Origin of the sequence: Nocardioides sp., from assembly GCF_036401255.1 — a bacterium.
Taxonomy (GTDB): Bacteria; Actinomycetota; Actinomycetes; order Propionibacteriales; family Nocardioidaceae; genus Nocardioides.
The window spans coordinates 18,167-30,352 of sequence record NZ_DASWVI010000134.1; the positions used below are offsets into that span (position 1 = coordinate 18,167).

The following is a 12,186-nucleotide window of genomic DNA, read 5'->3' on the forward strand; positions in this document are numbered from 1 at the left end:
TAGCATGGCCCCTGCGATCCGCGACGGCGGACGCTCAGCGCACACCGAGGGAACCAAGGAACTTCGTGGTGAGTAGCCAGCAATGGGGACGCGTCGACGACGACGGCACCGTCTACGTGAGGGTGCCTGACGGCGAACGCGCCGTCGGCCAGTACCCCGAAGGCACGCCCGAGGAGGCGCTGAGGTTCTTCACCGAGCGCTACGACGCGCTCGCCTTCGAGGTCGAGCTGCTCGAGAAGCGGATCCAGTCCGGGGTGCTGTCCCCGGAGGAGGCCGCGGCCTCCGTGCGGACGGTCCAGACCCAGGTGACCGAGGCCAACGCGGTCGGCGACCTCGCCGCGCTCACGGCGCGCCTCGAGGCGCTCGGCCCGGTGATCGAGACCCAGCGCGAGGCGCGCAAGGCCGAGCGGGCCCAGCGGTCCGCGGAGTCGCGTGCCAGCAAGGAGCGGATCGTCGCCGAGGCGGAGAAGCTCGCCGAGGGGTCGGACTGGCGCAACGGCGCCAACCGGATGCGCGAGCTCCTCGACGAGTGGAAGGCGCTCCCCCGCATCGACCGCTCGTCCGACGACGCCTTGTGGCGCAGGTTCTCCACGGCCCGCACGGCGTACACCCGGCGCCGCAAGGCGCACTTCGCCGAGCAGCACGAGAAGCGCGACGCCGCGCGGGTGATCAAGGAGCGGTTGGCCGCCGAGGCCGAGGAGCTCGCCAGCTCCACGGAGTGGGGCCCCACGGCCGGGCGCTACCGCGACCTGATGCGGCAGTGGAAGGCAGCCGGCCCGGCGCCGCGCGACGTCGACGACGCGCTCTGGAAGCGGTTCCGGGGTGCCCAGGACGCGTTCTTCGGCGCCCGCGACGCCGCGGCGGCCGAGCAGGACCAGGAGTTCGCCGCCAACGCGGAGGTCAAGGAGCGACTGCTCGAGGAGGCCGAGGCGCTCGTGCCGGTCACCGACCTCGAGGCGGCGAAGCGGACCTTCCGCGACATCGCCGAGCGCTGGGACGCCGCCGGCAAGGTGCCGCGGGACCGGATGAAGGAGCTCGAGGGCCGGATCCGCAAGGTCGAGCAGGAGATCCGCGGCGTCGAGGACGAGCAGTGGCGCCGCTCGGACCCCGAGAAGTCCGCCCGGGCCGACGACATGGTCAGCAAGCTCGAGGCCGCGATCGCCCAGGTCGAGGCCGACCTGGACAAGGCCCGCGCGGCCGGCAACGAGCGCAAGGTCAAGGAGCTCGAGGACAACCTCGCCTCGCGCCAGATGTTCCTCGAGACCGCCAAGCGGGCCAGCGCCGACTTCTCCGGATGAGGGCGGCCGGGCGAGGTACGAGCCCGGCAGACCTCATGGAGGAGGTCGAGCGAGCCCCGCGACCGAGGGACGAGGTCGCGACGGGCGGGTCGAGACCCGGTGAGCGAGGAAGCGGCCTCTACTGCGTCACTCGGTAGGCGTCGAAGACGCCGGGCACGGAGCGGACGGCCTTGAGCACGTTGTCGAGGTGCTTGGCCTCGGCCATCTCGAAGGTGAAGCGGCTCTTGGCGACCCGGTCGCGTGTGGTGGAGAGGTTGGCGCTGAGGATGTCGACGTGCGCGTCGGACAGCGCCATCGTGATGTCGGAGAGCAGCCGTGCACGGTCGAGGGCCTCGACCTGGATGTTGACCAGGAAGCTCGACTGGCCGGTCGGGGCCCACTCGACGTCGAGCAGCCGCTCGGGCTGGGCCTGAAGGCTCGCGGCGTTGGTGCAGTTCTGCCGGTGCACCGACACTCCCCCGCCCTTGGTCACGAAGCCGAGGATCGGGTCCGGTGGCACCGGGGTGCAGCACTTCGCGAGCTTGACCCAGACGTCGGCGGCGCCCTTGACGATCACACCGGCGTCGCCGCCCGGCTGCACCTTCGAGCGGGTGCGCCGCCCGGTGATCGTCACGCCCTCGGCGAGGTCCTCGGCGGCACCCTCGTCGCCGCCGTGGACGTCGATCACGCGGCGTACGACGGCCTGCGCCGACAGGTTGCCCTCGCCGACGGCGGCGTAGAGCGCCGAGACGTCACCGAGCTTGAAGTGCCCGGCGGCCAGCGTCAGCGACTCGTGGGAGAGCAGCCGCTTGAGCGGCAGCCCCTCCTTGCGCATCAGCTTGGCGATCTGCTCCTTGCCGCGGTCGATCGCCTCCTCGCGCCGCTCCTTGGTGAACCACTGCCGGATCTTCGACTTCGCCCGCGGCGACTTCACGAACCCGAGCCAGTCGCGCGACGGGCCGGCGTTGGGCGCCTTGGAGGTGAAGACCTCGACGACGTCGCCGTTCTCGAGCGCCGACTCCAGCGGCACCAGCCGCCCGTTGACCCGCGCGCCGATCGTGTGGTGGCCGACCTCGGTGTGCACGGCGTACGCGAAGTCGACCGGCGTGGACCCGGCGGGCAGCGCGATCACGTCGCCTCGCGGCGTGAAGACGTAGACCTCGGCCCGGTTGATCTCGAAGCGCAGCGACTCCAGGAACTCCCCGGGGTCCTCGACCTCGTTCTGCCAGTCGAGCAGCTGGCGCACCCAGGTCATGTCGTCGAGGTCGCCCGCGCGGTCGGTGTCGATCCCGGCCCGGCCGTCCTCCTTGTACTTCCAGTGCGCCGCGACGCCGTACTCGGCGCGCCGGTGCATCGCGAACGTGCGGATCTGCAGCTCGACCGGCTTGCCCTGCGGCCCGATGACCGTCGTGTGCAGCGACTGGTACATGTTGAACTTCGGCATCGCGACGTAGTCCTTGAACCGGCCGAGGACCGGGTTCCAGCGGGCGTGCAGGATGCCGAGCACGGTGTAGCAGTCACGGTCGTTCTCGACGAGCACGCGGATGCCGACCAGGTCGTAGATGTCGGAGAACTCGCGACCTCCGACGATCATCTTCTGGTAGATCGAGTAGTAGTGCTTGGGTCGGCCGGTGACCGACGCCTTCACCTTCGCCTCGCGCAGGTCCGCCTCGACCTGGGCGATCACCTCGGCGAGGAACTGGTCGCGCGAGGGCGCCCGCTCGGCGACCATGCGGACGATCTCGTCGTAGATCTTGGGGTGCAGGGTCGCGAACGCGAGGTCCTCGAGCTCCCACTTGATCGTGTTCATGCCCAGCCGGTGGGCCAGCGGCGCGTAGATGTCGAGCGTCTCGCGGGCGACCCGCTCCTGGGTCTCCTGCCGCACGTAGCGCAGCGTCCGCATGTTGTGCAGCCGGTCGGCGAGCTTGATCACCAGCACCCGGATGTCGCGCGACATCGCGACGATCATCTTCCGGATCGTCTCGGCCTGCGCGGAGTCGCCGTACTTGACCTTGTCGAGCTTGGTGACTCCGTCGACCAGCTGGGCGATCTCCTCGCCGAAGTCCTGGCGCACCTGCTCGAGGGTGTACGGCGTGTCCTCGACCGTGTCGTGCAGCAGCGCGGCGGCGAGCGTCGGCTCGGTCATGCCGATGTCGGCGAGGATCGTGGTCACCGCGAGCGGGTGGGTGATGTAGGGGTCACCGCTCTTGCGGGTCTGGGTGCCGTGCATGCGCTCGGCGGTGGTGTAGGCCCGCTCCAGCAGTGCCAGGTCCGCCTTGGGGTGGTTGGCCCGCACCGAGCGGAACAGCGGCTCGAGCACCGGGTTGGCGCCCTGGTTGCGGGTGCCCATCCGGGCGAACCGCGCCCGCATGCTGCGCGTCGACGGTGCCGGCTCCGAGGCGCGCCGCTCCTGCTCGGGCGGGGCGGTGCGTTCCTCGGTCACTCGACCAGTCTACGTACGGCTCAGACGGTCAGCAGCGTCGTGAGCGGGACGGAGCCGATCGTCTCGCGTCCCGGGAGGAAGCCCAGCTCCATCAGCATCGCCACGGCGTGCACGCTGGCTCCGCACTTCTCGACCAGGTCGATGGTCGCCTTGGCGGTCCCGCCGGTGGCGAGCACGTCGTCGACCAGCAGCACCCGCTCCCCCGGCTCGAGTGCGTCGCGGTGCACCTCGAGCGTGGCCTCGCCGTACTCCAGGGCGTAGGAGACGGCGTACGTCGGGCGCGGGAGCTTGCCGGCCTTGCGGACCGGGACGAACCCGACTCCCAGCGCCAAGGCGACCGGTGCGCCCAGGATGAAGCCGCGCGACTCCATGCCGAGCACCTTGTCGACGACCGGGGTCCCAGTCGTGTCACGCGCGGGCGCTGCGAGCGCCTCGACCACCAGCGCGAGGGCCGTGTGGTCGGCGAGCAGCGGGGTGATGTCCTTGAACAGCACCCCGGGCTCGGGAAAGTCCGGGACGTCGGCGATCAGCGCGAGCGCATCCTCCAGCCCTGCTACGGCCGGCGACTGGGTCACTTCTTGCCCCGCTTGGAGCGCGGCTGCCGGGTCGGCTGCCGGCGGCCCGCGGCACTCGAGGGACGGACCGGGCCGTGCCCCTGGGGCGCGATCCGCCCGCGACCGGCGGTCTCGGGCGCCGCGGTCTCGTGCGTGGGAGCTGCCGGTCGAGCGACCGGACCGTCGCCCTCGGGGACGTCGGTGGCGCCGGGCTCGTCGTGGATCGGCATGTCCTCGGTGAACGCCGGGACCGAGGCGTACCGGTCGGCCTCGAGCTTCTTCTGGCGGGCCTTGTCGCGCTTCTCGGCCTGGATCACGTCGGTCTCGCCGGCCTTGAGCTGCACCACCAGCGGGGTGGCGATGAAGATCGACGAGTAGGCACCGGCGGCCATGCCGACGAACAGGGCCAGCGCGAGGTCCTTCAGCGTGCTCGCACCGAGCTGGACGGCTCCGACGTACAGGATCGCGCCGACGGGGATCAGCGCCACGATCGAGGTGTTGATCGAGCGGACGAGCGTCTGGTTGACCGCGAGGTTGGCGGCCTTGGCGTACGTCGTGCGGCTCTCGCGCAGGTTGTGGGTGTTCTCGCGCACCTTGTCGAAGACGACGACCGTGTCGTAGAGCGAGAAGCCGAGGATCGTCAGCAGACCCGTGACCGTGGCGGGCGTGACCTCGAATCCGGAGAGCGCGTAGACGCCGACCGTGATCACGACGTCGTGCGCGAGGGCGACGATCGCACCGACCGACATCTTCCATTCGCGGAAGTAGGCCCAGATGAACAGCACGACCAGGACCAGGAACACCACGAGGCCGGTGCCGGCGCGCTTCGCGATCTCCTTGCCCCAGCTGGGGCCGATCTCGGTCGCGCTGATCTCGGTCGCGTCGGTGCCTGTGGTGGCGGCGATCGTGTCCTTGATCTCGGCGTTCTCGGCCGTGGTCAGGGGCTTGACCTGGACGAGGAGAGCGTCCTGGCCGCTGGTGGTGACCACGGGCTGCTGCGCCGCGTCGATCCCGGTGTCGGCGATGTCGGCCCGGAGCTCGTCGGCGAGCGCCTGGTCGGCCTGCTCGACCTTGACCTTGTACTCGGCGCCGCCGACGAACTCGATGCCCATGTCCAGGCCCTTGACCGAGAGGCCGAGCACGGCGAGGAGCACGATGACGGCCGAGATCGAGTACCAGAGCCACTTGCGGCCGACGAAGTCGATCGACTTCTCGCCGGAGTAGAGGTGGTTGCCCAGGCGTGAGAACTTGCCCATCAGGCCCTCCCTCCCACGGTGTTGATGCGGTCGACGCCGAGCGCCTCCGCGTCGAGGCCGGAGAGCTTGTGTCCCCGGTTGAAGAACGAGTACTTCCCGAGCACCGTCACCAGCGGGTGGGTGAACCAGAAGAAGATCGCGAGGTCGATGAGCGTGGAGAGGCCGAGCGTGAACGCGAAGCCCTTCACGACGCCGGTGGCGAAGATGTAGAGCACGATCGCGGCGAGCAGCGAGACGGCGTCCGCGGCCAGGCAGGTGTTCCGGGCCCGCTTCCAGCCGGCCTGCACCGCCACCCGCATGGACTTGCCGTCGCGCATCTCGTCGCGGATCCGCTCGAAGTAGACGATGAACGAGTCGGCGGTGATGCCGACCGCGACGATCAGGCCCGCGATGCCGGGCAGGGTCAGCGTGAACCCTGCGGTCTTGCTCAGCAGCAGGACCATCGAGTACGTCACGACACCGGCGACCACGAGCGAGGCGATCACCACGAGGCCGAGGCCGCGGTAGTAGATCAGGCTGTAGATCATCACCAGGATCAGGCCGACGATGCCCGCGAGGATGCCGGCCGAGAGCTGGTCGCCGGCGAGCGAGGCGCCGATCTGCTCCACCGACGTCGCCTTCTCGTCGAACGCGACCGGCAGCGCGCCGTACCGCAGGCTGGTTGCGAGCGACTGCGCCGAGGTCTTGGTGAAGTTGCCCTGGATCTCCGCCTGCCCGTTGGGGATGACACCGGTGAAGCCGGGGTGGGAGATCACCTGACCGTCGAGGACGACCGCGAACTGCTGACCCTTGTTGACCATCGCGCGCGACAGGTCGGCGAAGACCTGCTTGCCCTCGCCGCCAAGCGACAGCCGGACGATCCAGGTCGCATTGTTCTGCGAGGGGGGGTCCGCCTGCGCGTCGTTGAGATCGGTGCCCTCCACGGCCGTGGGCGAGAGCAGGAACTTCACGTTGGCCTCGCCCTCGGCCTCGGTGCCGCAGGTGACCAGGAACTTGCCGGGGACATCCTCGACCGGCTTGGTCGCTGGGCAGGAGTAGGCGTTGAACGCCTCGATCGCCGCCTTGCCGGGGTCGGTCATGAAGTCCAGCGCCATCTGCGCGGGATCGTCGGACGCTGCGGGCGCGTCGCTGGCGGGCTCGCTCGGCGACTCCGTCGGGGCCTGGCTCGAGGACTCCGTCGGGGACTCGCTGGGCGAGGCCGTCTGGGACGGTTCCTTGGCCGACGGCTTGGCGAGGAAGCCGGGTCGGTTCTTGGAGGCCCCGGACTTGTCGGACTTCTTGCCCGACGGCTTCTCCGACGCCTGGCCGGACGGCTCGGTCGAGGGCAGTCCCGACGCACCGTCGCTCGGGAGCACCGGGGAGGTCGTGGTGCCGCAGGGTCCGGGGTCGATGCTGCTGCAGGCGACCGTACGGAAGCGCAGCTGCGCGGTGCGGGTGGCCAGACCGACGAGTGAGTTCGATGTCGGACCGGGGATCTCGACGATGATGTGGTTGCCGCCCTGGGTCGTCACCTCGGCCTCGGCGACACCCGAGCTGTTGACGCGCTCGTCGATGATGCCGGCCGCCTCGTCGAGCTGATCCGCCTCGGGGCTGCCGTTCGTGGTGAGCGTGATCCGGGTGCCGCCCTTGAGGTCGAGGCCCAGCTCGGGCTTCCAGGTGCCGCCGAGCGCTACGAGCCCGTAGGAGACGGCCACCACCAGGAAGAAGACCACCAGGGTCCGTCCGGGGCGGAACGACTTGCGTGCCATCTCAGCTCTCCTCCGGGCCGGGGGTGCCCTCCGGCCGGTCGTCGGTCACGTCCGGCTCGTCCACCTTGGTGGCGATGTTGCCCACGGCGCCCCGGGCGACCTTGAGGGTCACCCCCGGAGCGACCTCCACGTGCACGACGGTGTCCTCGAGCTCGCGGATGGTGCCGTAGACACCGGACGTCAGGACGATCTCGTCCCCCACGGACAACGAGGACTGCATGCGGCCGAGTTCCTTCTGGCGCCGGCTCATCGGCCGGATCATCAGCAACCACAAGAGCAGGGCGATGCCGACAAGCGGCAGCAACTCCAGCACGGAACAACCTCTCAACGACATGGAACGGCAGGCGCGCGAGCGCGCTCACCGGATGCGCGGCCCGAGACCGGGCCGGTCGACGGGCAAGCATAACCGTGCCGCCGGTGCGGGCCGCCAATCCGGGGCCCTCCGGCGTGGAGCCGTCAGTCGTCGAAGAGCGGCAGGTCGGCGTCGGGCAGGGTGAGCGTGGGCGGCGCGCTGAGGCCGAGATGCTCCCAGGCCGCCGGCGTGGCGACGCGTCCGCGGGGGGTGCGGACCAGGAAGCCGTTGCGGACCAGGAACGGCTCGGCGACCTCCTCGACGGTCTCGCGCTCCTCCCCCACGGCCACCGCGAGCGTGGAGATGCCGACCGGTCCGCCGCCGAAGCGGCGGCACAGGGCATCGAGGACACCGCGGTCGAGCCGGTCCAGGCCGAGCTGGTCGACCTCGTAGAGGTCGAGGGCGTCATGGGCGACCTCGAGGGTGACCAGCCCATCGGCGCGCACCTGCGCGTAGTCGCGCACCCGGCGCAGCAGGCGGTTGGCGATCCGCGGCGTACCGCGGGAGCGCGACGCGATCTCGGCGGTCCCCTCGGGGAGCACGGGTACGTCGAGCAGGCGGGCCGAGCGCTGGACGATCGTGTCGAGCTCGTCGGCCTCGTAGAACTCCAGGTGGGCGGTGAAGCCGAACCGGTCGCGCAGCGGGCCCGGCAGTAGGCCCGCGCGCGTGGTCGCGCCGACCAGGGTGAACGGCGGGATCTCGAGCGGGATCGCCGTGGCTCCAGGACCCTTGCCGATGACGACGTCGACCCGGAAGTCCTCCATCGCCATGTAGAGCATCTCCTCGGCCGGCCGCGACATCCGGTGGATCTCGTCGACGAAGAGGACGTCGCCTTCGTTCATCCCCGACAGGATCGCGGCGAGGTCACCGGCATGGGTGATCGCCGGGCCGCTGGTCAGCCGCAGCGGCGCACCCATCTCGCTGGCGATGATCATCGCCAGTGTCGTCTTGCCGAGGCCGGGCGGACCGGACAGCAGCACGTGGTCGGGTGCCCGCCCGCGCCGGCGGGCCGCCTCGAGGACCAGGCCGAGCTGGTCGCGCACCCGCACCTGGCCGACGACCTCGTCGAGCGTGCGCGGTCGCAGCGCCGCCTCGACGGCGCGCTCGTCGCCGTCCGCCTCGGCCGCGGTCAGCGAGCGGACGTGGGCCGCCTCGGCCTGGTCGAGGTCCTCCTCGTGGAACGTCACCGGCTCAGGCCTTGCTCAGCGTCCGCAGCGCGGCACGCAGCAGCGCCGCGACGTCGGGCACGTCGCCGGCCTCGGGGGCGACCGCCTCGACGGCCTTCTCGGCGTCGCGCGCCGGCCAGCCCAGGCCGACGAGACCCTGGTGCACCTGGTCGCGCCACAGCGCGCCCGCCGATGCCGGAGCGACTTGCCGTCCGGAGCCCGTCGGGGCGCCGATGCGGTCGCGCAGCTCCAGGATGATCCGCTGGGCGCCCTTCTGGCCGATGCCGGGGACCCGGGTCAGCGTCTTGACGTCGTCGCCGGCGATCGCGGTGCGCAGGTCGTCGGTGGAGAGCACGGCCAGCATCGCCTGGGCGAGCTTGGGGCCCACTCCGGAGGCGGTCTGCAACAGCTCGAAGGTCTGCTTCTCGTCCTCGTCGGTGAAGCCGAACAGCGTCAGGGAGTCCTCACGGACCACCATGCTGGTCGGGAGGGTGGCCTGCTGCCCCACCCGGAGGGTCGCGAGCGTGCTCGGCGTGCACATCACGTCGAGGCCGACGCCGCCGACCTCGACGACGGCGCTCGAGAGCGTCACCGCGGCCACCTGGCCCCGCACGAAGGCGATCATCGTCTGCTCCTCTCTTGTTGCCGAGCTGCGGCCATCGCCGCGTCGATGCGGGCCTGCGCGCCGCCACGCCAGATGTGGGTGATGGCCAGCGCAAGGGCATCAGCGGCGTCGGCCGGCTTGGGCATCACGTCGAGCCGCAGGATCCGGGTCACCATCGCGCCGACCTGGGCCTTGGCGGCGCGACCGTTGCCCGACACCGCCGCCTTGACCTCGCTGGGGGTGTGCAGCCCGATCGGCAGCCCGCAGCGCGCGGCGACGACCATCGCCACGCCGCTGGCCTGCGCCGTGCCCATGACCGTGCTGACGTCGGAGCGCGCGAAGACCCGCTCGATCGCGACCGCGTCGGGCGCGTACTCCTCGATCCAGGCCTCGACCCCGCGCTCGATGGTCACCAGCCGCTCCGGCACGGGGAGGTCGGCGGAGGTGCGCAACACGTTGACGTCGACCAGCGTCAGCGGCCGGCCGACCGAGCCCTCGACCACGCCCATGCCGCAGCGGGTCAGGCCGGGATCGATCCCGAGCACGCGCATGCCGTCAGCCTCCGTCCGAACAGGTGTTCGGAGCCAACGCTAACCGGCAACGCCCCCTCGGGCCCTCACGACACGCCCGGCGGGTTGCTCGCGGGGCGGGTCGCAGCTGCCCTGATCCGCTGTAACGCCCGTTTACCCCTTCCTGCGACCATGCTGCAACCGGAGTGGTTGGTGGGGTCACAGGGCGTTACAGCGAGCGGCGAGCAGCCCACCTGACATCCACACGTGGCACCGGGGCCGGTTCGTCCACAGCCGAGCCGTCCGCTGATCGACTCGGGGAAGCGCCCGGGCGAGCCTCCTGACATGTTCATCCGGCATCCGCTCCTCCACCCCGACCCACACGGCCTCATCACCCGGTCCATGGCAACCGCTGCCGGACTCGACGACGCCGATCTGCGTCGCCTGGTCAAGCACGGCCATCTGGTGCGCCTGCGCCGCGGGGTCTTCGTCCCGGCCGAGCAGTGGAACGCTCTCGACGAGTTCCATGACCGCCCGCTGCTCCGCATCCGTGCGGCTCAGGAGTGCCTGCGGTCCGACCATGTGCTGAGCCACGATTCGGCCGCGCTGCTGCTCGGCCTCGGCTGCCCGGACCCGCGGACCGCCCTGGTCCACATCACCCGCCCGAAGGTCCACGGCGACGCGGACCGGGCTGGCGTCAAACATCACCTGGCGCCGTACGCCGACGATCAAGTGGTCGCCGTGGACGGGATGCGGGTGCTCGACCGTGCGCGCACGGCACTCGACATGGCGCGAGAGCACGGACTGATCGCGGGCGTCGCCTGCTGTGATGCCGCGCTCCGCGGGGGCGCGACCCGTGCGGATCTCGACCGGGCTCGGCAGGCGATGCGGTGCTGGCCCGGCAGCCGGGTGATGGACGCCGCGCTGCGCCTCGCCGACCCGGGCGCCGAGTCGTGGCTGGAGTCCGAGGCGCGGGTGCTCCTGGCTTCACTGGGCATCGGGCGTCCGGAGACCCAGTTCGGATTGACCGACGGCAACCGGACCGTGTGGTGCGACATGCGGATCGGACGACACCTCTTCGAGGCCGACGGGCACCTGAAGTACACCCCGGCCAACGCACTCGGCGAGGACCCCGGAACGGTCTTGTGGAACGAGAAGGAGCGCCAGGACTTCATTCAGGGCTTCAAGCTCGGCGTCTCGCGGATCACCGCCTTCGACTGCCGTGGCGGCGCGCACGCCGCCCACCGCCGGCTGCTGCGGGAGTACCACGACACCTGCACTCGGTTCGGCACCGACATCAGCGACCTGGCGCCGTACATCGTGCGCCGGCCGGGCCGCTGAGGTCGCTTCATCTGCTGTAACGCCCGTTTACCCCGCCTAACCACCCCGCTGCATCAGGGGCGGAGGTTGGGGTAACACGGCGTTACAGCAAGTCGGCTCGGCCCCGGTGAACGGCCGGCCTACGCGTCCAGGGTCTCCAGCACGTCGTCGGGGATGTCGGCGTTGGTGAACACGTTCTGCACGTCGTCGAGGTCGTCAAGCACGTCGACCAGGCGGAACACCTTGCCCGCGACGTCGGTCTCGGCGACCGGGATGTCGAGCGTGGCGACGAACTGCACCTCGGCGGAGTCGTAGTCGATGCCGGCCGCCTGGAGCGCCGTGCGCACCGCGACGACGTCGGAGGCCTCCGACTGGATCTCGAAGCTCTCCCCCAGGTCGTCGACCTCCTCCGCGCCCGCGTCGAGGGTCGCCTCGAGGATGTCGTCCTCGCTGATCTCCCAGGGCTTGCCGCCGCGCTCCTGGGCCTTCTCCACGACCACGACGCCCTTGCGGGTGAACAGTCGGGAGACCGAGCCCGGGTCGGCCATGGTGCCGCCGTTGCGGGTGACCGCGGTGCGGACCTCCATCGCCGCGCGGTTGCGGTTGTCGGTCAGGCACTCGACCAGCAGCGCCACGCCCTGGGGCCCGTAGGCCTCGTACATGATCGTCTCGTAGTCGACGCCGCCGCTCTCGAGGCCGCCGCCGCGCTTGACCGCGGAGTCGATGTTCTTGTTGGGGACCGACTGCTTCTTGGCCTTCTGGATGGCGTCGTAGAGCGTGGGGTTGCCGGCCGGGTCAGGACCGCCCATCTTGGCCGCGATCTCGATGTTCTTGATCAGCTTGGCGAACAGCTTGCCGCGCTTGGCGTCGATCGCCGCCTTCTTGTGCTTGGTGGTCGCCCACTTGGAGTGGCCAGACATGGCGTATCCCTATCTCTCCTCGGTGACCAGGTCCACG

General features: G+C 70.7%; 11 protein-coding genes. 2 read left to right on the forward strand and 9 right to left on the reverse strand.

Annotated features, from left to right (window positions below; all coding sequences use genetic code 11):
* The first annotated feature begins 68 nt into the window (after positions 1 to 68).
* Positions 69 to 1,298, forward strand: a complete 1,230-nt coding sequence (locus VGD85_RS05975; protein WP_331062530.1) for a DUF349 domain-containing protein — start codon at positions 69 to 71, stop codon at positions 1,296 to 1,298.
* 118 nt (positions 1,299 to 1,416) lie between these two features.
* On the opposite strand, the gene VGD85_RS05980 is transcribed toward VGD85_RS05975, so the two are convergent.
* The 8 genes from VGD85_RS05980 to ruvC form a co-directional block, all read right to left on the reverse strand.
* Positions 1,417 to 3,648 carry a bifunctional (p)ppGpp synthetase/guanosine-3',5'-bis(diphosphate) 3'-pyrophosphohydrolase gene (locus VGD85_RS05980; RefSeq protein WP_331062540.1) on the reverse strand — a complete coding sequence of 744 codons (2,232 nt, stop codon included), beginning with the start codon at positions 3,646 to 3,648 and terminating at the stop codon, positions 1,417 to 1,419.
* Between the two features lie 92 nt (positions 3,649 to 3,740).
* Complete coding sequence (locus VGD85_RS05985) at positions 3,741 to 4,295, reverse strand: adenine phosphoribosyltransferase (RefSeq protein ID WP_331062531.1); 555 nt, start codon at positions 4,293 to 4,295, stop codon at positions 3,741 to 3,743.
* The gene (gene secF, locus VGD85_RS05990) at positions 4,292 to 5,530 is read right to left on the reverse strand and encodes a protein translocase subunit SecF (protein WP_331062532.1); all 1,239 of its coding nucleotides are present in this window, start codon (positions 5,528 to 5,530) and stop codon (positions 4,292 to 4,294) included. The genes VGD85_RS05985 and secF overlap by 4 nt, the downstream gene beginning before the upstream one ends.
* Positions 5,530 to 7,278, reverse strand: a complete 1,749-nt coding sequence (gene secD / locus VGD85_RS05995) for a protein translocase subunit SecD (protein WP_331062533.1) — start codon at positions 7,276 to 7,278, stop codon at positions 5,530 to 5,532. Before secD ends, secF begins: the two co-directional genes overlap by 1 nt.
* Position 7,279: 1 nt before the next feature.
* Positions 7,280 to 7,591: a preprotein translocase subunit YajC gene (gene yajC / locus VGD85_RS06000; protein ID WP_331062534.1), complete on the reverse strand. Its 312-nt coding sequence runs from the start codon at positions 7,589 to 7,591 to the stop codon at positions 7,280 to 7,282.
* Positions 7,592 to 7,734: 143 nt separating this feature from the next.
* Complete coding sequence (ruvB, locus tag VGD85_RS06005; protein WP_331062535.1) at positions 7,735 to 8,817, reverse strand: Holliday junction branch migration DNA helicase RuvB; 1,083 nt, start codon at positions 8,815 to 8,817, stop codon at positions 7,735 to 7,737.
* A gap of 4 nt (positions 8,818 to 8,821) precedes the next feature.
* Positions 8,822 to 9,421 carry a Holliday junction branch migration protein RuvA gene (gene ruvA, locus VGD85_RS06010; RefSeq protein ID WP_331062536.1) on the reverse strand — a complete coding sequence of 200 codons (600 nt, stop codon included), beginning with the start codon at positions 9,419 to 9,421 and terminating at the stop codon, positions 8,822 to 8,824.
* Positions 9,418 to 9,951 (reverse strand): crossover junction endodeoxyribonuclease RuvC, encoded by a 534-nt coding sequence (gene ruvC / locus VGD85_RS06015; RefSeq protein ID WP_331062537.1) that lies wholly within the window; start codon positions 9,949 to 9,951, stop codon positions 9,418 to 9,420. The genes ruvA and ruvC overlap by 4 nt, the downstream gene beginning before the upstream one ends.
* A 303-nt stretch (positions 9,952 to 10,254) precedes the next feature.
* On the opposite strand from ruvC, the gene VGD85_RS06020 reads away from it, so the two are divergent.
* Positions 10,255 to 11,250, forward strand: a complete 996-nt coding sequence (locus tag VGD85_RS06020; RefSeq protein WP_331062538.1) for a type IV toxin-antitoxin system AbiEi family antitoxin domain-containing protein — start codon at positions 10,255 to 10,257, stop codon at positions 11,248 to 11,250.
* A gap of 119 nt (positions 11,251 to 11,369) precedes the next feature.
* Here the strand turns inward: VGD85_RS06020 and VGD85_RS06025 are convergent, their stop codons facing one another.
* Positions 11,370 to 12,149, reverse strand: coding sequence for a YebC/PmpR family DNA-binding transcriptional regulator (locus VGD85_RS06025; RefSeq protein WP_331062539.1), 780 nt, complete (start codon positions 12,147 to 12,149; stop codon positions 11,370 to 11,372).
* Between the last annotated feature and the right edge of the window lie 37 nt (positions 12,150 to 12,186).

Coding starts and splice junctions, on each gene's coding strand:
- VGD85_RS05980 (WP_331062540.1), bottom strand. CDS start 3,648: ATGCGGGCGCGGTTCGCCCGGATGGGCACCCGCAACCAGGGCGCCAAC.
- ruvC (WP_331062537.1), bottom strand. CDS start 9,951: ATGCGCGTGCTCGGGATCGATCCCGGCCTGACCCGCTGCGGCATGGGC.
- VGD85_RS06025 (WP_331062539.1), bottom strand. CDS start 12,149: ATGTCTGGCCACTCCAAGTGGGCGACCACCAAGCACAAGAAGGCGGCG.
- secD (WP_331062533.1), bottom strand. CDS start 7,278: ATGGCACGCAAGTCGTTCCGCCCCGGACGGACCCTGGTGGTCTTCTTC.
- secF (WP_331062532.1), bottom strand. CDS start 5,530: ATGGGCAAGTTCTCACGCCTGGGCAACCACCTCTACTCCGGCGAGAAG.
- VGD85_RS06020 (WP_331062538.1), top strand. CDS start 10,255: ATGTTCATCCGGCATCCGCTCCTCCACCCCGACCCACACGGCCTCATC.
- ruvA (WP_331062536.1), bottom strand. CDS start 9,421: ATGATCGCCTTCGTGCGGGGCCAGGTGGCCGCGGTGACGCTCTCGAGC.